This window comes from Nostoc sp. (genome assembly GCF_036917275.1).
GTDB lineage: Bacteria > Cyanobacteriota > Cyanobacteriia > Cyanobacteriales > Nostocaceae > Nostoc.
In genome coordinates this window covers 51,031-75,436 of the sequence record NZ_JBALDF010000076.1, presented here as the reverse complement: position 1 = coordinate 75,436, position 24,406 = coordinate 51,031, and the positions used below count along the sequence as shown (strand labels likewise).

Here is a 24,406-nt window from a genome sequence, read left to right as displayed (position 1 = left end):
TAGGGGTAGCCCTACGCAAAAATAGCTCGATGCCAGGGACAATAATCTAACCAAAGCCTCCCGATTATCTTCGGGTAGGCTTTTGTTTTTGCTGAAAGGTACTGTTAAAACAACAGAAAAACTTATTTTAAAAGAAGATTGTAAAGATGATTAGTATCCCCTCGATAATCCGGGATAGCAGAGAAGAATAAAAAAGTCAGCAAGGTACAAAAACGTCAACGACAAACTCCAAAAAAACACATCAAGAGTAGCAATAATCAAAGCATCAAAATAGATAGGGAAGAAATACTGGAGTATCCCCGAGAATTACGGTCATAAGATGCACAATTTAAGGGTTAGTTCGCAAAACGTCTCGAAGAGAAGAAGTAATCGTTTAAGACATCAGACTCACAACCGACAACGTATTATTTCGGAAACAGAAATATTACTCAGCGTCAGAAATGAAAACTTATTTAGCAGAATTACCCTGTGGTTATGAAGGGGAATTTAGTCCAGGAATCAAAATCTTGGTGAGCAGTTTGTACTACGGGCGTAACATGACCCAAGGCAAGTTGTTAAAATTTTTAGAGGACATATAATTCGCCAGAAACCTCCTCTTAATCCTTTAGGTTGGTCTTGGTCAGCAGAATGATTGCTTATCCCGAATCTTTGAAGGGATACGATGTATTAATTAGCATTATTCTGGTTGCTACAACCAATCGAAAGCTATAGGCAGGGAATCTGTCTGGAGCTTGGCAAGCATTGGAAGAGGCTCTAAAAATAGATCGTAGCCCTAAAGCGGTAGCAAAGTTATTCAGTTAGGTTAACACGCGAAGATGCATCACAACATTAATGATCGACAATACTGTTCACCTAGATTTAATCTAGCTGTAGGTTGCTTGATGCGATCGCCTCATGGTAATTTTCTCGAATTCACCAGATAATTTAAATTTTGTTCAATCCCAATATCTTGCTGAGTCCTTCTGGTAATATAGTTCGATATTACATATCCTCAACAATAACGAAATCTACTACAACCTAAATCCCAAATGTGAGCCACAGTTAGGAAAAAGAGGAATATATCGGGCTGATGGTGAGCACAAACATAGCGTACTAAATTAAATAGCAATGTTGTGGGTTTTGAATTTATCTGATGGTCATCATACTCTGCTAGATATTGCAAAAAGGTCGGGAATGTCATTTGATGTTATTAAATATGCTGTTGATACATATATTGATAAATGGCTTACTGACTTGCCTTACTAAATCATCTTAATTCTTTAAAATCCGACAACAGTAGTTAAAAATACTTATTTTGTATTTACTTACTTTAATATTACTTTTACATTATATTTATAATTACTGCTCTAAAAGTAGCTAAACTTCATTCTTGAGAATATACCCTACCTGTTCACTATTGCTTAGAAAAACATAATATCCTGCTTCATGATTACTTAAACAAAATGTCATTGATTATACCATTGTAGTAGCAGCTTAAAAGATTGATATTAGAAAAGTAGTTTAAAAATATAGCTTGTCTGTCTACTATTATGAATAAAAAATGGGCTGCTAAACGACTTACAATCAATCTCACATCAAGCGAGGCACAGAAGCTTGAACAATACTGTTCAATGACGGGCAGACCAGCAACCGATGTGATTCGGGAGTTAATCCGTTCTCTTTCTACTCAAGAGGAAAAAGTCCCCCAAACTTAGGAAATCATACTAAACAAAAAATGAAACTATGACAAGCACATCTCAATTTGTGAGTAAAATATAGTATTTCATAGTTAAGCTGTTATTTTCTTGCAAACACGCGCTATAGGTAGCAACTGAACACAACCTAAATGTGATTCTGCTCATTTAGCTATGTCAATATGGATGGTTTTGAGCTAATAGTTCACCTACAAGCGAATCCCCAAGCCCGTTCTGTTCTCATCTAGGACTAACGCACTGTACAAATTAATTATGGTATGCATTTACCATGCATAGGTCGATTTCAGGCTTTTATTAATCATTCTTTGATAGTAAATAGACCTGCGCTTTGGGGGCACAGCAATGCTATGCCCCTACGACAGATGTGATTTTTCAAATCATTCATATATGGCTTTGCCAAAACCTGCCCTTTAAATTTACATACAGGAGTAGAGCGATTGCCTCTTCGAGAGTTAAGAATCTAATCAGAGAGTGCGTTAGCGTAACTTACTGTATGTATCGCTTGTTCTCAATTGCGACGGAAATTCCTCTTACGTTGCTTGTGCCTTGCGACTTCTTTACGCTTGTGTTTTTCCAATGGCGTTTCAAAGTGACGATGCTTTCTCATGTCTGGAAAAATACCTGCTTTAGAAACTTCCCTCTTAAATCGACGTAAGGCTGACTCAATTCCTTCATTTTCGCCCACAAATACTTGGGTCATTTTCATCTCCTACTTAATTGGTACTGGGCAATTTTAAGACATCCAGTAGACCGAAGCGCAAAAAGGGCAGATAATGATTCTGCCCTTAAAACGTTAAAACTGAATTTTTTATCTTAAATCTTAGTAACGTCCTCGAGAGTATCCTCCACCGCCGCCGCTGCCGCGACGGTCACCACCAAAGGAACCACCTCTATCTTCCTTGGGTTTAGCCTTATTCACTTTGAGGTCGCGTCCCATCCACTCAGCACCATCAAGAGCTTCAATGGCAGCTGTTTCTTCAGCTTCTGTACCCATCTCTACGAAAGCAAAGCCGCGAGGGCGTCCAGTTTCACGGTCAGTAGGTAACTGAACCCGTTTTACAGAACCATGTTCGGCAAAAACAGAAGTGAGGTCTTCTTGTGTGACCTCGTAGGATAGATTACCTACATAAATTGACATGCGTTATCTCCAAAATCATAGGTGTGTAGAGATTTAGATTTCGGAGACAAGCTTGTTAAGACCAAAAGGGAAAAGCCTGTCAATACTAAAAACAAACACTGTAACCGAATTTTATTCTCACCTAATTACCTTAGCACATCATTCAGTTCTTACCCACCGTAAAAAAGGAAGTACTAAGAGTCAGCGATCGCCCGATGCCTTCTCAAAGGATGTTTTAAAAATCCTCTAATTACTAGCAAATTTAATCACCTTATTTTCTAGATTTATACGCTTGTAATTAAGACCCTTTTAGGAAAATCAACAGCCCTACTTTTTAAGGGAAGCCAGCGCTCAGAGGGGTCCCCCCAAGTGGAGCGACTGGCGTGGATTAGGGAGGATCAATAAGAGCCTAAAATCACAGCCAAACACTTCTCAAACATCCTCTAAGTCATGGATTCATGGGCAACTCCGACATTGAGTAGCAGAAATTCCCCAAATAATTGCAAAATAAATGCAGTTCGTCATTGTTACTACCTGGAAATGCCGACTACACTTGCTGACGCACGAAATGTGCTTTCTGACCTCATCCCTCGGTACTCAAAGCGTGTAGATTATCTGATGATTCGCCTTGAAGAAGCAGAAGGGACTGATATCTTGTTGCGTGGCGACAAGGTAGAAACCCTCAGTGAAGGCATCTCAATTGGTGGACATATTCGCGCTTGTTATAAAGGTGGATGGGGGTTGAGCTGCTTTAACGAGCTGGCAACAATTCAGGATCGGATAGAAGAAGCAATCGCTGCTGCGCGGATGGTTGGTGATGAAGAAACTTTACTTGCACCCATTGACCCGGTGCAAGCAGTATGCATTATACCCCTAAAAGGCACCGATCCCCGAAAAATTCCACTTTCAAAGAAAAAACAATTGTGCGATCGCTATGCCCAATTGCTCAAAAGCGTTGATCACCGGATTACCACTACCTCGGTGCGCTATGGAGACAGTGCCCAAAAAGTGATCATTGCTACTTCGGAAGGGACTTTAATCGAGCAATCTTGGGTGGATATGGAAATGCGCTTTGCCGCCACCGCCAGAAATGGCGAAACCGTACAAACTGGACGGGAAACTACTGGTTCTCGCAAAGCTTATGAAGATTTAACTGATTTGGATGAACAGGTTAAAAGTGCTGCCCAAAGAGCGATCGCAGCTTTATCTCTGCCATCGGTGAAAGGCAATACCTACACCGTCGTTATTGATCCAATTCTTACCGGCTTGTTTGTCCACGAAGCCTTCGGACATCTTTCTGAGGCTGATATGGCTTACGAAAACCCTGATTTGTTAGAAGTCATGACCATTGGACGGCGGTTTGGGCCAGAAGAACTCCAAATTTTTGATGGTGCTGCCCCACAGGGACATCGCGGTAGCTATTTTTACGACGATGAAGGCACGCCTGCTACTACTACTCAACTAATTAAAGATGGAGTTTTAGTTGGACGTTTACATTCTCGTGAAACCGCTGGCAAATTGGAGGAAGCGCCTACGGGTAACGCCCGCTGTCTCAACTATCACTTTACGCCCATTGTGCGGATGACAAATACCTGGATTGAACGGGGTAAAACACCAGTCAAAGACTTATTCACCGATATCAAAGAAGGAGTATATGCCCGTAATTGGTTGGGTGGGATGACGAATGGTGAAATGTTCACCTTTAGTGCCGGGGAAGCGTGGATGATTAGGAACGGTAAAATTGCTGAACCTGTGAAGGATGTAACGCTTTCGGGAAATGTATTCCAAACTTTAGCGGATATTGAGGCAATTGGTGATGATTTTTACTGGGATGAATCCGGTGGTTGTGGTAAAGGAGGGCAAAACGGCTTGTCAGTGGGTTGTGGTGGCCCTAGTCTCCGAATTCGAGATGTAGTGGTTGGTGGGGAAACCTGAACTACTCGCCGCTATAGTCGGTACTCAGGGTTAACTCAAGTTTCTAGTACAGTACGGCGTCAGTTTGCCTACCTTTAACAAGGGGATTTTGCCCCAAATCTTGTTAATTGAGATGGTGGCTAGATTTTGCCGTACTATACTAGTACAGCACGGCGGAAATAAGCAGACCATTGAAAAGCCCTAAAGAGCTTATTTCATAATACTTTTGACTTTTGACTTTTGATTTTTGACTTCCGCGTTGTGGTACTAGTCTCACGGAGAAATGCCTCAATTCAAATCAATTTGCTAGCCAGAAAGCGACGTTACGCGCATAAGTTTTGATATCTTCTAAGGCGCGTGGCTCTTTTTTTATGCCATCTCCTGGTGGTTCATCTACAAAAGTGGGACAGCCTTGGTTGATATCCCAGTTGTAATTTACTAAATGATGGAAACTGGAGTTAGCTACTGCTCGTCCTAATCTATTTCCCTGTTCATCTTGATGATGCTCGATCGCTACAACCAAATTGAAGTTACGATCTGTAACTAAACTTTTACCCAGAGCAATTACCCGCGCGTTTGCATTGCCCAAAGACACGCCAATTCCACCTTCATGGGGATGTGTTGGGAAAAAATTAATACTTCCCGTAAGTGAATTGGGATTTTTTAAAAGTTCGTGAATGGGTTCAACAATGGTAATTTTTTGATAATCGCCGTTAGCTCCCGAATGATAGTTAGGCCAAGAAATATAATTTGTGTATGAGTCATCTCGGCTCCTGCGAGATTTGTCGGGATCGGGATTTTTTGTGTTGAAATAGTGAACATCACCAATGTCAACTAAACCACACATCGAACAGCCCATATCCTGATGATCGCGTGTTGCTAGAATACCGCCGCCGCGTTGCCGAAAAGCATTAATTCCGGCAATGTCTTTTTCGGTTAAACCCTTATCCACCTCTAAGCCAAATAGCCAAAGTTCATCAAAATCTGATTTGTCGAGACTGCTTAAAACTGGATCACCACCTACTGCATCTGATTCGTAATCCCGTCCTGTAACTTCAAATAAGGAGTTTCCTGCTTCGTCTTGAATCGATGCTAAGTAATCTTGTAACATTGAGAAACGAAAAATGCTCCAGTCATCTTCAGTTGTAGGAATCGTAGTCTGCAAAAGAATACGAATTGGTTTTGCCATAACCTTTGCCAGATGAACATCACAATTGAGTATAGCGATCGCTTTGCACTAATTAATGCTTAAATTTTTAAATTCCTCAACATCCGTCCCAAGGATGAGAGTAACTCATAACTTTAGGTAGTAGCGCTAGTAGTTGAGGATAGCTAATTTAGAGAAAAGTGATTGCAATATTGACTTTGGTTTGATTCACACACACTAATCCCCGTGGCGCGTACTAGGGATTTACTGCCTGTCTGGGTAAACTGGATAGCCTCAATTAAAAAGTTCCTTAGCACAGCGACAGATATGAAAGCAGATCAACTCCTGAAAAACTATCAAGCAGGTGTCAGAGACTTTACTGGTGTCAACTTGAGCGAGGCAAACTTAAGGGAAGCCGATCTCAGTGGCATAGTTTTGGATAGAGCAATTTTAGATGGAGCTAATCTGAGTCACGCTAATTTAGCCCAAGCAAGTTTGATTGAGGCAGACTTAAATGGAGCAGATTTGAGCAATGCTAACCTCACTGGTAGCAACCTAAGTGGAGCCATTTTAGATGGAGCTATCTTGGATGGAGCAGCAATGGAAGGAGCTAATTTGAGTCAGGCTGATTTGACGGTTGCTAAACTGATTGAAACTAACTTGAGTGACGCGGATTTACAGGAAGCAAGCTTGATAGCGGCGAATCTAGATGGAGCCGATTTGAGTGGTGCAGATTTAGGTGTGGCCGACTTGTCGCAGGCAAATCTCACCCAAGCAGATTTGAACCAGACAAATTTGAGCGGAGCAAATTTGGAGGGAGCCAATATAGAAGGAACCATCCTAGATGAAAATGTGTGACATCTTCCGCCGCTAAATCGCAGCACCGATTATAGCGGTGGGATATCAGGCGAATTAGTTAAATCAGTCAACATCAACAAGTAAACTATTTTCACTGAAAATTTAGAGCAATTTGTAATTGAGTCCAATAGAGACTTAACAAAAAAAGCACCTTCACTATTAGCCTTGGGGAGTAAGCCTCAAAGCCTCTGACGCCACATGCAAGGCTCGTCGGCAGAGCCAGTCGCTCATGGGGAGCCACTGCGGTGGACGGGTTCCCCGGCATAAAGCAAGTGGCGTGGAAACCTCCTTGGCGCTAGCCCTCTCTTTGAGAGAAGGACAGACAGCGCTGACTCCCCAAGGCAGTGCAGTGGCTCCTCCTTACAGACTACGGTGTACACACAAGTCGAAAAAAGGTGTTGCTGACTCAAAATATGAATCAGGCGATCGCTCTCAGAACTCGAAACTTTGAGCTTGGAACCCGGAAGCCGAGATCAGAACTCGGAACTTTGAGCTTGGAACACCAAACGCCGAGATCAGAACTCAGAACTTTGAGCTTGGAACACCAAACGCCGAGATCAGAACTCAGAACTTTGAGCTTGGAACACCAAACGCCAAGATCAGAACTCGGAACTTTGAGCTTGGAACACTGAACGCCGAGATCAGAACTCGAAATTTTGAGCTTGGAACATCGAACGCCAAGATCAGAACTCGAAACTTTGAGCTTGGAACACCGAACGCCGAGATCAGAACTCGGAACGCCCCGATCAGAACTCGGAATGTTGCATGAGAGTCTATAACTTGTGTGTACACATTATCCGCTTGCAAGAACAAGTAGCGTGGATATATTTTCTACACACAAGGATACTACTTTGAAAAAGTTTGCTACAAGTAGTGTTATTTACGATTGTCATAATTAAAACAACCGACTCTCAACTATAAATGGAGAACTTTATCCTCGCTGTCACACTCTATGTCAACCCTATGACAGGAAATGATACCAATACTGGTTCACGATTGAGTCCATTTAAAAGCCTCACCCGGGCCTTAAAAGTAACCAAAATCTCCATGATAATTCATCTGGAGTCGGGGACTTACAGCGCTGCTAGTGGTGAGGTGTTCCCACTAATCATCCCTGGAGGGGCGACAGTGGTAGGTAACGAAGCGAACAAAGGTGCAGAGATTGTAATTTCTGGGAGTGGCGAGTATCAAAGTCCCAGCTTTGGTATCCAAAATATCACGTTTCTCTTGCTAGATAATGCCAGTCTTTTAGGTGTAACTGTCACCAATCCCTCAGCCAAAGGTACTGGTATCTGGATTGAATCGGCTGCACCTACTTTAGCTAACAATACTTTGAGCGACTGCGGGCGGGAAGGTGTGTTTACCACTGGTACTGCCAAACCCACAATTTTAGATAACATATTTGTGCAAAATACTGCTAGTGGGTTAGTGATGGCAGGTCATAGCCAGGGAGAAGTACTGCGGAATGTATTTCAAAGAAACCCTTTAGGCATAGCAATTAGTGACTTTGCCGCTCCGGCGATCGCAAATAACAAATTATCAGAAAATCGCACAGCGATCGCACTTTCTCGCAACGCCCGCCCTGTGCTGCGTCAAAATCTCATTGTTAAAAATACCCAAGGTGGTCTATTAGTCAATGGCAATGCAATTCCTGACTTAGGTAATACCGAAGATCCTGCTGATAATATTTTTCGTGATCATAGTGAATTCGATTTATACAATGCCACTACACAAAAGCTGGTTTCGGTAGGTAATCAGTTGAATCCTGCTCTAGTCAAGGGCTTAGTCGAATTGCTTCCAGCCGAACGAGTAGCAGTTAGCACCAGTTTTTCTGAGGCTCCGACTGAATCCCCATCTGAAAAACTCCCCGCGCCTGTTCAACTGGATGAACATTGGGCAGAACCATTTATCCAGGCATTAGTGAGCATGGATTTAACTCATAGTTTCGCTGATGGTAGCTACCAGACAGATAAACCCATGACTCGCGCCCAGTACGCGGCTTTAGTAGCGATCGCCTTTAACCCATTTCCTAAAATCCCAGCACCTGATTTTATGGACGTACCCGAGGATTTTTGGGCTTATAGCGCAATCCAAATCGCGGCTAGCGGTGGCTTTGTTGGCGGATTTAGCGATCGCACTTTCCGCCCTGATCAAAATGTCCAGCGCCTACAGGTGATTGTCTCCCTAGTAAACGGACTGGGACTACCTTCTGCTGATAGCCATGCTTTAGAAGTTTACAGCGATCGTCATACCATTCCCGACTATGCCCGGACAGCCGTTGCCACTGCTACACAACGGGGAATAGTTGTCAACTATCCAGATCCGAAAGTACTTGCACCTTCACGTTCGGCAACACGCGCCGAAGTTGCAGCAATGGTTTATCAGGCATTAGTTGCCATTGGGCGAACACCTGCAATTAAATCTATCTATGTAGGGTTGCATTCTAGAAGTTCACAAGTAGAATAGGAAACACTGCCTATCGGCTTAGTAACTCGTGAAAAAAAATCATGTAGTTAAAAGCACGTTAGGCTAATATGCGATGGGTGACAAATCTTAGACCTATTGCCTAAAGCTAATAGCCCCATGTTAACAACACTTCCAGACACCTCTGCCAACTTGGCGATCGCTTTATTAATTAACTATAGTTTCGATCTCAGTGGGTATAGTGCCAATGAGCTAGTTGAGCGTTGGCAAACGCAATATCCCCTTAATTGGCTACACCTGGCAGTGATTGAGGCACTATATCAAGGTCGTTATAAAGCGGTTTCCGTGCAGCAAATTTTAGTATTTTGGCAGCGCCGGGATCAGGCTACATATCATTTCAACATGGAATTTGAACGGATGATTTGTAGCAAATTTCCCCAAAAATTAACCTTATCGCCTACTCCTGCCCTACCACCAGCCAAGAAAAACCCTACTGTAGAGAAAGTCACGAGTCCTCAATTACCACCTGCTAAGATTGGCAACGGTTATCAACACAGCAATACTGCAACTCTACAACTGAAAAGTTACGAAAAAAAGGCATCTTTGAGTGAAGAAGAGGGGAAGCAGGAAGATAGAGACAGTAGAACCGTCCTAAAGTCTCCCCTTTCTGGGAAATTTGCCTCTTCGGCAACGCTTCAGCTATCATCTACTGTCAGCCAAAGGCAAACTTCACAAGAAAATCCACCATCCTCTCCATCAACATTGCATCATAAACGGGCAAAACTGCTACCACCTGCTGCTATTCATGCTCCAATCGGGCAATTTACCCCAGAAAAAAGCGATCGCTCTGAGTCTTTCACGTCTAAACTCAAAGCGATGTCTGGCGAACAAAATCCGCCAATTGGGGGGAGTGGGGAGTAATTAATGTTTTTAAGTTTTTACTCTGCAACCAACTGCATAAAGCGCTGATCATCAGCAATATCATCAAAATCTAGGTCAATTGCTGCGTCTTCTTTATACCTGGGATTAAGTTCAATTGCTTGTTGTAGAGTTAGCAGAGATCGTTCAACTTGTCTTTGCAGTGCGTAACAGGCTGCTTTGTTATAATAGGCACTGGCATAATCTGACTTAATTTCTAAGGCTTTGTCAAAACTAGCGATCGCTTCATCATCGCGTCCCAATCTCACCAAAGTATAACCATGTTTATCCCAGATTTTGGGAGAATTGGGTTGAAATTGCAGCGCTTTATTAAAGGATACCATTGCCTCTTCGTATTGTTCCAATGCTACTAAGGAAAGACCGCGATTTAACCAAGCAACTGCATCGTCAGGTTTGATTTGTGTAGCTTTGTCAAATGAGGCAAAGGCTTGCTGATGCTGTTGTAAGTTACCAAAAGCAACGCCGCGATCGCACCAAGCTTGATGATAATCTGTTTGGAGTTTAATAGCTTGGTCATAAGATGCGATCGCATCTTGGTAGCGTTTTAATCTTCCGAGAGTTAGACCTCGTTTTAACCAAGCCACAGGTTCATCAGGTTGGATTTTAACCGCTTGGTTGTAAGCTGCGATCGCATCTTGATAGCGCCTTTCAGAAAACAGCGCATCTCCCTGTTTTACATACTCATCAACAGTGAATTCTGCTTCTTGTGGCTGTTCCTGTATTTCTTCCTCAACTTGACAATTCACTGCCTCTGGAATAGATGCAGTCTCAACTTTAACTTCAGAATTCACTGCTTCTGGGATGGATGCAGATGTCATCTCAACCAGTTCTTTAAGAATTAGATCCTTTCTTTGTTGGGCATCTAATTGTAACTCAGAAAGTTGAGAGACAAACTCAGTTTCTAATCTTTCTATCTTCTCTAAAATGAGAATCTTTTGTTTTTGAGCATTCAATTGTAATTCTGAAAATTGCGAAGTAAATTCCGATCCCGATTTTTCTAAATTCTCAATAATTAACTCTTTCCGCTTTTGAGCATCTACTTGTAATTCAGATAGTTGAGCAGCAGACTCTGATTGTAATATTACTAAACTCTCAATAATTTTATTTTTTTGCTCTTGAGCATCTGCCTGTAATTCAGATAAGTGAGATTTAAATTGATTATCTAATTTTCCTAAATTATCAAATGTAATCTCTTTTTTGGTTTGAGCATCTACTTGTAATTCGGATAATTGAGAAGCAAATTCTGACTGCAATTTTGTGAAGCTTTCAAAAGCTATATCTTTTTGCTTTTGAGCATCAGACTGCCATCCAGAAAGTTGAGATGTAAAATCAGACCTTGATATTTCTAAATCAGCAACGGCTAGTTCTTGTTGGTGTTGCACCCCTAATTTAAAATTAGAGATTTCCTCCGTCATGAAAGATGCTAATTTTACTAAATTTTCCAGTGCTATATCTCTTTGTTGTTGAGCATCAAACTCTAATTTAGATAGCCCAGAAGCAAAATTTGACTCTAAATTTACTATATTTTCTTGAGATTTTTTGAGTTCCGTTTCTAATCTACTTAATACCTGAGCTTTAGCTAAATCTAATTCCGATGTCAGGGTAGATAAATTTTCTTGCTCGTTTTTAATTTTTTGTTGTAAACTAACTGTTTCCTGTTCTAATTCATAATTTATTTTTTTAGCTTCTTGAATAATATTTTCAGCATCTTGCTTAACGGTGGTTAGCTGATTTTGTAACTTTTCCATTCCCTGTAGTTGTTGCATTGCTCTATCAACAATTTCCCGGATTACCACCCGTCGCAGGAGCCAAAATAAAACAATGATTGCGACTGGAAATAGACTTAATATAACTAGCCAGATATCGAGTAAGATAGTTGTACGGCTAAAAGCGCTCTTAAAATCAGATTGCACTTGCTGTTGAATTCGCTTTTCTGCTCGTAGTCGCACTAATTCTTCCTGTTCCTGATTTGATAACACTGGAGTAGGAGTTAATGCTGGGGAAAGTGATGGTGCAGCTTGTCCACTGGCAATTCCAACGGATAACAGTAAGGGTAAAAAGACAATAGTACTTTTTACAATTAAAGCGAAAACAGCTTGATTTTTGCTCTTCATAACAACCATCTCAGTCTGTTGGTCAGGTTTTGAAGCGGCGTGCCTCTCTCCAATCTATAACAGAATTAAGTAGTGAAATGTTGTAGAGGCAGTGGGAAATGCTAAACCATCCTTAACTAATCTGCCCTCCCATCTGCCACTGTACGCGAAATTTAACTGGTGGAGTGCAGTCAATACCTACCTACTTACCGAACTAGTTTAGACTTTGTTCCTACAGATGGCAGAGCAATACAGTTCAGTTAAGGATAATTGTGGGTTGGGTTGAACGTAGACAAAGGAGGCGGCTTAAGGCAGGGTAGTCAAACCCAACAAATGCCCGTCTAGGTTGGGTTTCGTTTCTCAAACACCACTTGCTTCTCCCTACGGCCCTTCTCAAGACAGGAGACGCTCTTGCTACCAAGATCCCTGTAGGGGTACAAGTCGGGAAACCCGTTTGGGCACTGTGGCTCCCCAACCTACGCAATATATTTTATCTGGCTTTAACCCAAGCGTATTGGATGGCAGAGTGGGTTAAGTTGGAAGCCCCACCTATACGCTAAGTGTCAGGCGTGGGTACTTCGCACTAACATTAGATTATCTAGGGTAAGCAGATTACTTGTCCTAAAATTAACTTAACAAAGGCAGTAGAAAATGAGTCGCATAAATCCTTACACACTGCAATTGCAGATTACCCGAATGTTTGAGCAAGGGCAATCATTTTTTGCCACAACCAAGGTACAGGAATGGTTGAAAGAACGCAAACACAATCCAGAAGATTATGACATTATTTTCCATAAAAAACCTGCGCCTCCTGGTTCAAAAGAAGTGATGGTAGTGGAAATTGAATTACGCCGCAAAGATGGACAACCTGTAGATCCTTGGTTGCAGGAACAAGCAAATCTCCATGCCTGATTTTATCAACCAGCAATTTTCAATTTAAATTCATATTATCTTAACAGAATTTACCAAAATAGAGCGTTCCCCAATTGGGAACGCTCTTTGTTATCTTTGTATTGCTCATAAATACCTAATGTCTCGTAAAGCCTGCGGTATAGCTTCTCTACAAGACGCTACGCGAACCTTCAGGGCGTAGCCTCTTCAAAAGTTGAGAAGAAAAGGAACAGAGAATTTCATGAATCATTTAAAACTGCTATAGAAATAGCAAATTTTACTTCTGTCTCTGCACTTTTGTCCTTTCTGTGGGAGCTTGCGGTAATTCGGCAAATGTGTGCGTTAATAAAAATTACCCAATCAGGTGAATCAAATGGGTGAGGTATAAGAAACATAAAATATAGTAGCTTAAGGCTATAAATGGTTGCTTGGTACACCAATTTATAGCCTCAAAAATTAGGAAGTGGATGATGACTGTAAACCAAATTATTGAAAATTCACCAAATCATATTTGTACCGACTTTGGTAAACGTTTCTTTGCCTGGATGATGGCTCAAAGTAGCGGCACGTATGATAAAATTGTAGGCGATCGCAAACGTTCTCTTTTTGCTAATCTTCAAGGGAAGGTGTTAGAAATTGGGCCAGTAACTGGCCCTAACTTACCTTACTATCCTAAAGATATCCAGTGGATAGGAATTGAGCCAAATCCACATATGCATTCCTATCTCCAAAAACAAGCTGAAAAACTTGGCTTAACCATTGACCTCAGAATTGGTAATGCTGAATGGTTAGATGCCGAAGATAACAGCATAGATACTGTTGTCAGTACCTTAGTTTTGTGTTCAGTGCCGAATATAGATTATACATTACAGGCAATTTTAAGAGTACTCAAACCAGGTGGACGGTTCTTATTTATTGAACACGTCGCCGCCCCTCAAGGGACTTTATTGCGAAAATTACAAAGCGCAATTAGTCCGATTTGGGAAGTTATAGGTGATGGTTGTCATCCAGATAGAGAAACTTGGATAGCGTTGGAAAATGCTGGTTTCACTAATATAAGTTATGAGCGATTTGACGCACAATTGCCGATTATTAGTCCTCATATTATCGGCGTAGCGACAAAGTGAAATAACTTTTTGAGTCTTGCTGAATAAAAGTATGAATATTTCATGCAGTGGAGCCAGTGGATGAGGAAAATTCATTCATATTTTCACCCAATAATACCTCTGTTTTCGACAATTGCTTATTTAGGAATAGATATTATCTGTACGATTGCCCATATCAAAAACATTAAATTCAATTCCGTCTAACTTTAGCCTCAGAGCCTCTAATAAGAGGTTTACCCTTTCTTCAATAAAAATGGTTAGGGCGTGTTCAGGAAGTGCATCGGTTCTTGACCATTCAAGAATAATCGTAGGTATAAGATGAGAGCATAGCACTGTCTCTAAATCAGGATCGTCATATTCTTTGAGATAATCTAATGGATTTTTATCGCTAATTTTCAAATTAGTTATTTGAGACAGATAGGCAATATTCATCAAGCTATCAGATTCTATGTGACTAGCAATGCCACTCTGTTTAATAAAGTTAACTGGAAATATATGGTGCAAGTTAGGCTTATCTGTTAGCAGATAATAAACATCAGACAAAACATCTCTATGCGGTTTTGCCCAATCCTGCGGCTTGTGGTTTGCATAAAGTGATAGTATTGCTCTGGATAAGCGACCTCTATAACTGTAAAAAGATTTTCTTATTGAATTCTTATCAATATCAAATTGATTGAATGAGTAAGTACTATTAGCCTTTTGTTGATTAACAAAGTCTATATGTTGCCAGAGGTGAGTAGTATTTGTTAGTAAGTCTGCATTATGAAAACTATAATACCAAAAATATTTATTTAAAAAACTATAATCTGGTTTATCATTACGATAAAAATATGCTGTGATAGTCAAATATAAATATCGGTAAGGAATTAATCTTGTACCTTTAATATGCAAAATATTATCAAAAAAATCAAAAGTTTTCACAACTGCTATTTTAAAATTAGACCATACAGCTTCAATATGCTCTGTTTTTAGCTCATTAAGATACTTATCAGTAATATTTTGTATCCCTGCATTGGGAAATGAAAGTTTTACTACTACAGCTAGCATTTGGAGCAATGTCCAATCATCAACATTCGCATATTGACTGCTAGCAATAGACTTTCTAAAATTATTAATCAATTCACGAAGGTAAAATCCAGGAATATTATTCTTTTTGTCCTCAATACGAAAAGTCTTAGCCACCACAATATCAAAGATATATAATGGTTTACCAGCTTGATTAATCCGCTCAAATATTTGGCAGACTTCTGCAACTTCAATACCTCGTAATTCAATGAAGGACATTCGATAATTATCCAAAACTTCTTTACACTTCGCAAGCTGTTGTCTGTAGGGATGATCAAAATTCCCATAGCCACCTTTATAAAGATTTCTTTCAACATTGCCATAATCATTTTTAATATCTTCTAATTTGACAATCAGTTTTTCCTCATAACGTTCATTTTTACTTTTATTTCCTTTATTTTGTCCATTTTTATCATCTATTTCATCCCAAAATAAAAATCTTTTGATATAGCTTGCATCATCGGTTGCATCAGTAAATTCAATAGTCAAATCTACATATAGTGTCGGGTTAAACTTATTTTTGCAAACAATTTTATCTCCATATATTGAGGTTAGAAGGGCAGTTGTCCTTTGTTGTCCATCTAAAATATATTGGTATTCGTTAGAAGAAAAATTATCAGCAAGCTCAATACCTCCTATTTCTCTATGACTTTCTAGTTTAGTACTGGTTTTCCAAATTAAAATACTTCCTAAAGGGTAAAATTTATAAATACTATCCCAGAGTTTTTTAACATTCTCTTTCTCCCAGACAATATCTCGCTGAAAAGTGGGAATTTGATACTTTCTAGCTAAGAGATTATCCAAATAGGTAGAAATAGCAGAATTAGTTGGCTGAATGCGATCAGTGTATGTAGACATTAAATTAACCTTACCTAACTTTGAGTAAATATCAAGATTGGCGTGTGAATTTAACTAAATTTAGTAAAATTCCATACTAAATTAACTGATATTTAATTAAGTGGCAACTCAGATTTTAGACAACCTCTGCAACCTTTCCTCCATACCAACGTTGCCCTGTAAGCCTCCTGTGTGTATCAGCAGCAAGCGATCGCCTTTACCAAAAAATCCCTGCTGTAGTAAATCCATCACTCCGTAAAACATTTTAGCGGTATATACGTAATCAAGAGGTACGCCATGTTCCTCGTTAAACTGTTGGCTGAAGAGTAGTAGTTCATCGTTTACCTTAGCATAGCCGCCAAAGTGGTAATCACACATCAATTCCCAAGATGCCGGACTATATGCTGCGGGTAAACCAGAGGCGAGATAACTTGTTAGCAGACTTTCGATTTCTTGTGCTAGAAATGCCCCGTTTTTCAATACTGGAAAAGCGATCGCTCTTTGTCCTTGATGCAACGAAAGCGCAATACCAGCCAGTGTGGTAGCTGTACCACAAGCTACGCATATATGATCAAATGCGTAGGCGTAGCCAGCCGTAGGCATCGGATCACCAATTATCTCCGTGCAGCCGCGCACACCATTTAAATTACTCCCACCTTCGGGAATGATAAACACCTCACCGAAACGTTGTTGCAGATATTCCTGTAGCGCTGCTGTGTTGCGTTGTCGATACATCTCGCGGTTGAGATACACAAGCTGCATACCCTGCTGTACAGCAAAACTCAGTGTCGGATTCAATGGTAGCCTCTCTTCTCCACGAATTACACCAATAGTGCGAAAACCGAAAAGATTACCAGCAGCCGCAGTTGCATAGATGTGATTGGAATAAGCGCCGCCAAAGGTGAGTAACCTCGTAAAATTTTTCTGCTTGGCCTCTAAAAGGTTGTACTTTAGCTTAAACCACTTGTTGCCGTTAACCCATCGGTGCATCAGATCGAGGCGCAGTACATACAGATCAACATCAGCGTGGCGAACAATTTCGCTGTTGATTTGTTGTAGAGGAGGAGGAAAAAAGATTAACGACATGTGTCAACATTCTAACTTAAAATTTACATTCTCTCACGTTCATTATTGAACAGAAAAGTAATGATAAACATTGAGTAATTCAATGGTAAGTCAATCAAAATGAAGAATAAATATTTCTGATGATTAGCTTTAGAAATTGGCATTTTACTAATTGAGTATTTCAGGTAAGTATAAGAAACATAACACTTGCTCCACATAATATTTTTTGGAGAAAACAAATGGTTGCAATCATCCAGCCCACTCAAGTTACTGCCAACCCAGGACGTTTGACGATTCAAACTGTTGAAATTGCTCCTCAAACGACTGCTATCCGTTGTCTCGACTGGGATAGAGAACGTTTTGATATCGAGTTTGGTTTACGAAATGGGACGACCTATAATTCTTTCTTAATTCAAGGAGAAAAAGTTGCTTTAATTGACACATCTCACCGCAAGTTTGAGCAGCTATATCTTGAGATACTGGTGGGATTAATTGATCCGACTAAAATAGATTACTTGATTATTAGCCATACAGAACCCGATCACAGTGGCTTAGTGAAAAATATTTTGCAATTAGCTCCCTCCATTACTATTGTCGGTGCTAAGGTAGCTATTCAATTTTTAGAAAATATGGTTCACCAGCCTTTTAAATCAATGCAGGTGAAAAGTGGACAGCTATTAGATTTAGGCAACGGACACCAATTAGAATTTGTTTCTGCACCTAACTTACACTGGCCTGACACAATCTTCACTTATGACCACAAAACTTCCACTCTCTACACCTGTGATGTGTTTGGGATGCACTACTGTGATGACCACACCTATGATGAAAATTTTATCTCAATAGAGGAGGATTTTAAATATTACTATGATTGTCTCATGGGCCCCAATGCCCGCTCTGTTTTGGCAGCTTTAAAGCGGATTGAAAAGTTAGAAATCGGAACAGTTGCCACAGGACATGGCCCTTTATTAAAAAATAATATCTCGGAGTGGCTTGGACGGTATCAAAACTGGAGTTTAGAACAAGCAAAAACAGAAACTTTAGTGGCTCTCTTTTATGTTGAAGATTATGGGCATAGCGAGCAGTTAGTCCGTAGTATAGCTCATGGATGTACGAAAACAGGCGTGGCAGTAGAATTATTTACTCTCAATAGTTCTGAGCCTCAAGAAGTTCGAGAATTAGTTGCCCAATCTTCTGGTTTAGTAATTGCAATGCCACCCCAATCTTCGGTGATGGTTCAAGCTTCTTTAAGTATTATTTTAGCTGCTGTTCACAAGAAACAAACAATTGGTTTATTAGAGTCGGGAGGAGGAGAAGATGAACCCGTTTACCCTTTACGTAATAAGTTTCAAGAACTAGGATTAACGGAAGCTTTTCCACCTATATTAGTTAAGGAAATTCCTAGCCAAACAATGGAACAGCTTTGTGATGAAGCGGGAACAGATATGGGTCAATGGTTAAATCGCGATCGCACCATTAAACAGATCAAATCTATCAATACCGAGCTAGAAAAAGCTTTAGGGCGTATTAGTACAGGATTATACATTATCACCGCCAAAAAAGGAGAAATTCAAAGTGCTATGTTGGCCTCTTGGGTGACACAAGCGAGTCTTGAACCTTTAGGAGTAGCGATCGCAGTATCCAAAGATCGGGCAATTGAATCTTTGATGCATGTTGGCGATCACTTTGTTTTAAACGTTTTAGAAGAAGGTAAATATCAAGGATTAATGAAACATTTCCTGAAGCGTTTTGCTCCTGGTGCAGACCGCTTTGCTGGAGTCAAAACATATCCAGCAAACAATGAATCGCCCGTTTTAGCTGAAGCCTTAGCTTATATGGAATGTGAAATCACTAGCCGCATGGACTGTGGAGATCATTGGGTAATTTATAGCACAATCCAAACTGGAAGAGTTGCCAAGCTAAATGGACTTACCGCCGCCCATCACCGCAAAATTGGCAATCATTACTAAATAGGGCATTGGTCATTCTCCTTGTCCCTTTGCTTCCCTTATTTCTCAGATTTTTGCTGTTTCTTAAAGATGCGATTCATCGCGTCTCTACCCACTCTTGTACAAACGCGATGAATCGCGTCTCCCCAAAAACTATGTATAAATCTGTTGAAAATGCCCCGACTACCATGTACGAAATCAATCGGGGGCGCGTTGTGCGAACCTTGGAATTTATCCAAGATGTAATTGTAATTTCTTTGTGTATCGGTTTATTTTGCTTCATGGTGCTTCAGGTGAAAGATATGTTTCTCTCCTTACTTCCGCCTCTAGATTTTCATGCTGTTACTGCCGATATTCTCTTTTTACTTATCTTAGTTGAGTTATTCCGACTGCTAATTATTTACCTACAGGAACATCGAGTATCTATTGGGGTAGCTGTTGAAGTTTCCATTGTTTCTGCTTTGCGAGAAGTTATTGTTAAAGGGGTTTTAGAAACAAATTGGAGTCAAGTTTTAGCAACTTGTGCCTTTTTATTAGTGCTGGGAATACTACTGTTCCTGCGAGTTTGGCTACCCCCGACCTTTGAAGGGATCGATCCGGAACAAGAAGCATCTAAACGCTATAGAAATCTAGCAAAATCTGAATTAACACAAACTAATAGTCATTAAGAACAAGCAGGGGGAATAGGAAAGGCAGACAGAGAAAGAACTATTAATTATTCATCCATCCCCAATCCCCGATCCCCAATCCCCAATCCCCATAAGAGAGGTTATTATGTCTGCTGTCACATTAACGTCCAACCATAGCAGAGATGTACAAGTTGCTGAAATTGGTAAAAATACTTTGATTCTGCGATCGCGGACTTGGGACAGATTAAAATTTGAGGTGGAGTATTCCCGCCAACGGGGAACTACAGCGAATTCTTATCTGATTCAAGCTGATAAAAAAGCTTTAATTGACCCTCCCGGCGAATCCTTTACCGAAATTTACCTTGAGCAACTAGCACAACATCTAGATTTTATCTCCCTCGATTACATTATTCTCAGTCATGTCAACCCGAACCGCAGAGCAACCTTGCAAGTATTGCTCTCTCTGGTTCCTCAAGCCACTCTCATTTGTTCTCGTCCCGCCGCCAATGCTCTAAAAACTGCCTTTCCCGAATTTGAATCACCTATTCAAGCGATGCGATCGCAAGATACTCTAGATTTAGGACAAGGACATCTTCTATCATTTATCACCGTACCAACTCCCCGGTGGGCGGATGGACTTTGTACCTATGATTCCGCCACAAAAATTCTCTATACAGATAAACTTTTTGGCGCTCATATTTGCGAAGATACTTTGTTTGATGAAGATTGGAAGGGATTAGATGCAGAACGTCGTTACTATTTTGAATGTCTTCATGCACCCCAAGCCAAACAAGTTGAAGTAGCCTTAGATAAATTGTCAGTTTTGGGAGCCAGATGTTATGCCCCAGCACACGGCCCGGTTGTCCGTTACAGCCTGAGTCGTTTTACTTATGATTATCGTCAATGGTGTCAAGGACAAAAATCTCAGGAGTTGAGTGTTGCTTTGCTCTATGCTTCTGCTTATGGTAATACAGCAACTTTAGCGAATGCGATCGCTCAAGGATTGATTCAAAATGCAATTAATGTAGAATCAATCAACTGTGAACTAGCCGATTCTGCGGAGATTAACCGCATTGTAGAAACTTGTGATGGCTTGATTATCGGCTCACCCACATTAGGCGGCCATGCACCGACTCAAATTCAAACTGCTTTAGGAATCGTCCTCTCGGTGGCGGCTAAAACTAAGTTAGCAGGGGTATTTGGTTCCTACGGTTGGAGTGGCGAAGCAATAGATTTACTAGAAAGCAAGCTCAGTGATGCAAATTATCAACTAGGGTTTGAAACAATTCGGGTACGTTTTAGCCCTACTCCTGAAATTCTTCAGCAGTGTCAAGAAGCGGGTGCTTCCTTTGCCCAAAACTTGAAGAAAACTAAAAAACTGCGGACTTCCCGTCAAGTTGTGACAGAAACTCATGTAGATCGTACCGAACAAGCGGTGGGGCGGATCGTTGGTTCTCTGTGTGTTGTGACAACTCGTGATGAAGAAACCCACAAAGGGGTTTTAACTTCTTGGATATCTCAGGCAACTTTTAACCCGCCAGGAATTATGATTGCGATCGCTCAAAAGCAAAATGCAGATTTAATGCATCATCCTGGTGATAAATTTGTGCTGAATATCCTCAAAGAAGGAAGAAATGTCCGACGATATTTTTCTCGTCATAGCACTTTAGGAGATAATCCCTTTGCAAATCTTGCCACACAAACTGCTCTTAATGGTTGTTTGATTCTAAATGAGGCATTAGCCTATTTAGAATGTACGGTGCAAAATCAGCTTGAATGTGGCGATAGATGGTTAATTTATGCCGTCATCGATCACGGTGAAGTATTGGAAAATGATGGTGTCACTGCTTTAGAGCATCGGAAATCTGGCAGCTATTATTAGCCTGCCTTTTCACGGTATATAGAAAACCTCACTTCTATTTCTCTCTCCTAAAAGGAGAGAGACTTTGATTTTCCCCCTTCCCGCGACGAGTTGGGGGTTAGGGGGTTAGGTTTTTAGTGGGCTTTCCTACATAACGTGAAAAGTCAGGTACACACAAGTCTTTTAGAGTTGCAATGCGATTGTTTCGACTGACAATGCGATTGTTTCGACTGACAATCCGATTGTTTCAATTGACAATGCGATTGTTTCAACTGACAATGCGATTGTTTCAACTGACAATGCGATTGTTTCGACTGACAATGCGATTGTTTCAACTGACAATGCGATTGTTTCAATTGACAATGCGATTGTTTCAATTGACAATGCTAGACTTTATCACGGAATCTGCAAAACCTCACTTCCATTCCTCTCTCCTCTTAAGACTACGGTGTACACACAAGTTAAATTACCCCCCTCAATCCCCCCTTGTTAAAGGGGGGAAGCCGGAAATCCAGTTCCCTCCCCAATACATACGGGGGGAAGCCGGAAATCCAGTTCCCTCCCCAATACATCGGGGGGAAGCCGGAAATCTAGTTCCCTCCCCAATACATCGGGGGGAAGCCGGAAATCCAGTTCCCTCCCCAATACATACGGGGGGAAGCCGGAAATCCAGTTCCCTCCCCTTATAAAGGGGAGGGTTAGGGTGGGGTAAAAACCAGATTCGTAAACTACTTCAGACTTGTGTGTACACCGTAACCTCTTAAGAGGAGAGAGGGTTTTATTTTTCACCTTTCCCTAGTACCGAAGCTTGCTTAGTAGTTAAGTTTTTCAGGAATACCCATTGCCAACGAATCTTAGTGCCAATCCCCCATGCTGAATATCGTGATCTAATATTGTTGGGTATCCTATAAATTACGATCGCTTGATACCGATGATTGAAGTTGAGCATCTAAGTAAAATATACGGTTCCACCCCAGCAATTAGTGATGTCACTTTTAGCGTCGAGCCAGGGGAGATTTTAGGGCTTCTGGGCCCCAATGGCGCTGGTAAAACCACAACCATGCGGATTCTGGCTGGTTATTTACCGGCAACGAATGGTAATGCCAGGATTGCAGGTTATGATGTCCATGAAAATTCCCTAGCTGTGCGCCAACGAATTGGTTATTTACCGGAAACACCACCGTTATATCCAGAAATGACGGTGGAGGGATTTTTGCATTTTGTCGCCCGAATTAAGGGAGTTCCAGCAGGCGATCGCACCAATAAAGTAATAGCCGCTATAAAACGCTGCAATTTAGAAGATAAGCGGCGGGTAATTATTCGCAAACTTTCTAAAGGATATCGCCAAAGGGTAGGAATCGCTCAAGCGATCGTCCACGATCCACCAGCGATCATTCTCGATGAACCCACTGTCGGACTCGATCCTCGACAAATAATTGAGGTGCGGAATTTAATTAAAAGCCTCGCTGGAACTCACACAATTATTCTTTCCACGCACATTCTGCCAGAAGTTAGCATGACTTGTAGCCGTGTAGCCATCATCAATCAAGGCAAAGTTGTGGCAACTAATACACCAGAAAACCTGATGACTCAGTTGACAGGTGGTTCGGGATATGAATTAGAGATAGAAGGAGAAGCTGCCTTAGCCAAACAAGTATTGCAAAATGTCGCGGGTGTAAGTTTGATAGAATCAATTGCGACGGGAATACACGGTCATCAACCCCAGACAAATCGCGCTTACCTGCGGGTGATATCGCAACCAGGAAAAGAACCAGGAAAGGATATTGTCACAACATTAGTGCGTGCAGGATTCGGTTTACATGAACTGCGGCGTGTTAACGCCACTTTAGAAGATGTGTTCTTGCAACTGACCACAGAAGAAAAGAATTTCGATACTGAGGTAGACTTAGCAGACAACGAAGGAGAGGCAGCGTAAATGGGTATAGTACTGAGTAATATTATTGCCATTTATCGCCGAGAGTTACAGAGTTATTTTGTATCGCCTTTAGCTTATGCGATCGCAGGCATATTTTGGTTGCTCGCGGGGTTATTCTTCGTGATGATTTTGCTAGGGCCAGATGGCATATTGGTAGGAGTCGCGGCAATAGATTCGCAAGGGCAACAACTAGGAGTGCCAGTACCGCCGATAGATGTCCCCTACGAATTTGTCAAGGTATTTTTGGAGCGTATGGAGTGGCTATTGCTGTTTATCCTGCCAATTTTCTCAATGGGACTCTATGCCGAAGAACGTAAGCGGGGCACTTTAGAACTGTTAGCCACGTCACCAATCACCAATTGGGCGGTAGCTGTAGGTAAGTTATTAGGCGTGTTAACATTTTTCATCACGATAATTGCACCTATGTTACTGTTTGAAGCGATCGCTATCAGCGGATCAAATCCACCAATGGCGCTCTCAATTCCGTTGCTGGGTCATTTTGGATTAATCTTACTAGCAGGGGCAATTTTATCTTTAGGAATGTTTATTTCCTCCTTAACAGACAGTACAATTCTGTCTGCTGTTCTCACATTTGCAGCAGTTTTATTGTTGTTATTGATTGATTTAATCGCTAAAATTGTCCCTGGCCCGGTGGGTGAAGCCTTAAGTTATCTCTCGTTGCTGAAACATTACAACACCTTAATTCAAGGCATTTTTGATACCAGCGCTTTGATTTTATTCGCCAGTTACATTTTTTTGGGCATCTTTCTCACAGCTCAATCAATTGATGCACTGCGCTTTCAAAGGCAGTAATCATATAAGTTATGAGTTAACCCTTCGGCTTCGCTCAAGGTTAAAGCCGAGCAAAGTCGAGGCTTTAA

The 24,406-nt window shown here is 41.1% G+C and carries 22 protein-coding genes and 1 pseudogene; 16 read left to right on the top strand and 7 right to left on the bottom strand.

The features are described from left to right. Positions 1-440: 440 nt before the first annotated feature. From V7K35_RS29555 to V7K35_RS29550, 4 genes and pseudogenes are all read left to right on the top strand, one after another. Positions 441-578 carry a hypothetical protein gene (locus V7K35_RS29555; protein ID WP_335084042.1) on the top strand — a complete coding sequence of 46 codons (138 nt, stop codon included), beginning with the start codon at positions 441-443 and terminating at the stop codon, positions 576-578. Positions 579-815: 237 nt separating this feature from the next. After that, complete coding sequence (locus V7K35_RS29880) at positions 816-923, top strand: DUF4910 domain-containing protein (RefSeq protein ID WP_442939779.1); 108 nt, start codon at positions 816-818, stop codon at positions 921-923. 55 nt (positions 924-978) lie between these two features. Beyond that, positions 979-1,245 (top strand): annotated as a pseudogene (locus tag V7K35_RS29875) (winged helix-turn-helix domain-containing protein). 284 nt (positions 1,246-1,529) lie between these two features. Continuing rightward, positions 1,530-1,694 (top strand): CopG family transcriptional regulator, encoded by a 165-nt coding sequence (locus V7K35_RS29550; protein WP_273764049.1) that lies wholly within the window; start codon positions 1,530-1,532, stop codon positions 1,692-1,694. Between the two features lie 508 nt (positions 1,695-2,202). Here the strand turns inward: V7K35_RS29550 and rpsU are convergent. Together rpsU and V7K35_RS29540 are read right to left on the bottom strand one after the other, a co-directional pair. After that, on the bottom strand, positions 2,203-2,394 hold the full coding sequence (gene rpsU, locus V7K35_RS29545; protein WP_094333031.1) for a 30S ribosomal protein S21: 192 nt from the start codon (positions 2,392-2,394) through the stop codon (positions 2,203-2,205). A gap of 120 nt (positions 2,395-2,514) precedes the next feature. After that, positions 2,515-2,832 carry an RNA recognition motif domain-containing protein gene (locus tag V7K35_RS29540; RefSeq protein ID WP_273764054.1) on the bottom strand — a complete coding sequence of 106 codons (318 nt, stop codon included), beginning with the start codon at positions 2,830-2,832 and terminating at the stop codon, positions 2,515-2,517. Positions 2,833-3,351: 519 nt separating this feature from the next. Between V7K35_RS29540 and V7K35_RS29535 the strand changes: the two genes are divergently transcribed. After that, the gene (locus V7K35_RS29535; protein ID WP_335084040.1) at positions 3,352-4,746 is read left to right on the top strand and encodes a TldD/PmbA family protein; all 1,395 of its coding nucleotides are present in this window, start codon (positions 3,352-3,354) and stop codon (positions 4,744-4,746) included. A gap of 277 nt (positions 4,747-5,023) precedes the next feature. Here the strand turns inward: V7K35_RS29535 and V7K35_RS29530 are convergent, their stop codons facing one another. Then, positions 5,024-5,914 carry a hypothetical protein gene (locus V7K35_RS29530; RefSeq protein WP_335084038.1) on the bottom strand — a complete coding sequence of 297 codons (891 nt, stop codon included), beginning with the start codon at positions 5,912-5,914 and terminating at the stop codon, positions 5,024-5,026. A gap of 285 nt (positions 5,915-6,199) precedes the next feature. Between V7K35_RS29530 and V7K35_RS29525 the strand changes: the two genes are divergently transcribed. The 4 genes from V7K35_RS29525 (at position 6,200) to V7K35_RS29510 (ending at position 10,075) form a co-directional block, all read left to right on the top strand. Continuing rightward, on the top strand, positions 6,200-6,730 hold the full coding sequence (locus V7K35_RS29525) for a pentapeptide repeat-containing protein (protein WP_335084036.1): 531 nt from the start codon (positions 6,200-6,202) through the stop codon (positions 6,728-6,730). A gap of 229 nt (positions 6,731-6,959) precedes the next feature. After that, positions 6,960-7,181 carry a hypothetical protein gene (locus V7K35_RS29520; RefSeq protein WP_335084034.1) on the top strand — a complete coding sequence of 74 codons (222 nt, stop codon included), beginning with the start codon at positions 6,960-6,962 and terminating at the stop codon, positions 7,179-7,181. A gap of 470 nt (positions 7,182-7,651) precedes the next feature. Continuing rightward, on the top strand, positions 7,652-9,196 hold the full coding sequence (locus tag V7K35_RS29515; protein WP_335084031.1) for a DUF1565 domain-containing protein: 1,545 nt from the start codon (positions 7,652-7,654) through the stop codon (positions 9,194-9,196). Between the two features lie 117 nt (positions 9,197-9,313). Further along, on the top strand, positions 9,314-10,075 hold the full coding sequence (locus V7K35_RS29510; RefSeq protein WP_335084029.1) for a hypothetical protein: 762 nt from the start codon (positions 9,314-9,316) through the stop codon (positions 10,073-10,075). 17 nt (positions 10,076-10,092) lie between these two features. Here the strand turns inward: V7K35_RS29510 and V7K35_RS29505 are convergent, their stop codons facing one another. Next, positions 10,093-12,207 carry a tetratricopeptide repeat protein gene (locus V7K35_RS29505; RefSeq protein ID WP_335084027.1) on the bottom strand — a complete coding sequence of 705 codons (2,115 nt, stop codon included), beginning with the start codon at positions 12,205-12,207 and terminating at the stop codon, positions 10,093-10,095. A 630-nt stretch (positions 12,208-12,837) separates the two neighbouring features. Here V7K35_RS29505 and V7K35_RS29500 point away from each other — a divergent pair. Continuing rightward, positions 12,838-13,098, top strand: coding sequence for a hypothetical protein (locus V7K35_RS29500; protein WP_273764067.1), 261 nt, complete (start codon positions 12,838-12,840; stop codon positions 13,096-13,098). 446 nt (positions 13,099-13,544) lie between these two features. Further along, positions 13,545-14,204, top strand: coding sequence for a class I SAM-dependent methyltransferase (locus V7K35_RS29495; protein WP_335084025.1), 660 nt, complete (start codon positions 13,545-13,547; stop codon positions 14,202-14,204). A 120-nt stretch (positions 14,205-14,324) separates the two neighbouring features. Here V7K35_RS29495 and V7K35_RS29490 read toward each other — a convergent pair whose 3' ends face one another. Together V7K35_RS29490 and V7K35_RS29485 are read right to left on the bottom strand one after the other, a co-directional pair. Then, positions 14,325-16,106, bottom strand: coding sequence for a GmrSD restriction endonuclease domain-containing protein (locus V7K35_RS29490; RefSeq protein ID WP_335084023.1), 1,782 nt, complete (start codon positions 16,104-16,106; stop codon positions 14,325-14,327). Between the two features lie 108 nt (positions 16,107-16,214). Beyond that, positions 16,215-17,171, bottom strand: a complete 957-nt coding sequence (locus V7K35_RS29485; RefSeq protein WP_335084021.1) for a 1-aminocyclopropane-1-carboxylate deaminase/D-cysteine desulfhydrase — start codon at positions 17,169-17,171, stop codon at positions 16,215-16,217. A gap of 218 nt (positions 17,172-17,389) precedes the next feature. Between V7K35_RS29485 and V7K35_RS29480 the strand changes: the two genes are divergently transcribed. From V7K35_RS29480 to V7K35_RS29470, 3 genes are all read left to right on the top strand, one after another. Then, positions 17,390-19,120, top strand: coding sequence for a diflavin flavoprotein (locus V7K35_RS29480; protein WP_335084019.1), 1,731 nt, complete (start codon positions 17,390-17,392; stop codon positions 19,118-19,120). 134 nt (positions 19,121-19,254) lie between these two features. Continuing rightward, positions 19,255-19,767: a phosphate-starvation-inducible PsiE family protein gene (locus tag V7K35_RS29475; RefSeq protein WP_335084017.1), complete on the top strand. Its 513-nt coding sequence runs from the start codon at positions 19,255-19,257 to the stop codon at positions 19,765-19,767. A gap of 106 nt (positions 19,768-19,873) precedes the next feature. Next, on the top strand, positions 19,874-21,610 hold the full coding sequence (locus tag V7K35_RS29470) for a diflavin flavoprotein (RefSeq protein WP_335084015.1): 1,737 nt from the start codon (positions 19,874-19,876) through the stop codon (positions 21,608-21,610). Between the two features lie 162 nt (positions 21,611-21,772). Here V7K35_RS29470 and V7K35_RS29465 read toward each other — a convergent pair whose 3' ends face one another. Then, positions 21,773-21,952: a hypothetical protein gene (locus tag V7K35_RS29465; RefSeq protein ID WP_335084013.1), complete on the bottom strand. Its 180-nt coding sequence runs from the start codon at positions 21,950-21,952 to the stop codon at positions 21,773-21,775. A 568-nt stretch (positions 21,953-22,520) separates the two neighbouring features. Between V7K35_RS29465 and V7K35_RS29460 the strand changes: the two genes are divergently transcribed. Continuing rightward, complete coding sequence (locus tag V7K35_RS29460; RefSeq protein ID WP_335084011.1) at positions 22,521-23,525, top strand: ABC transporter ATP-binding protein; 1,005 nt, start codon at positions 22,521-22,523, stop codon at positions 23,523-23,525. After that, entirely contained in the window at positions 23,526-24,338 is an 813-nt protein-coding gene (locus V7K35_RS29455; RefSeq protein ID WP_335084008.1) for an ABC transporter permease, read from the top strand. It begins immediately after the preceding gene. The last annotated feature ends 68 nt before the right edge of the window (positions 24,339-24,406 follow it).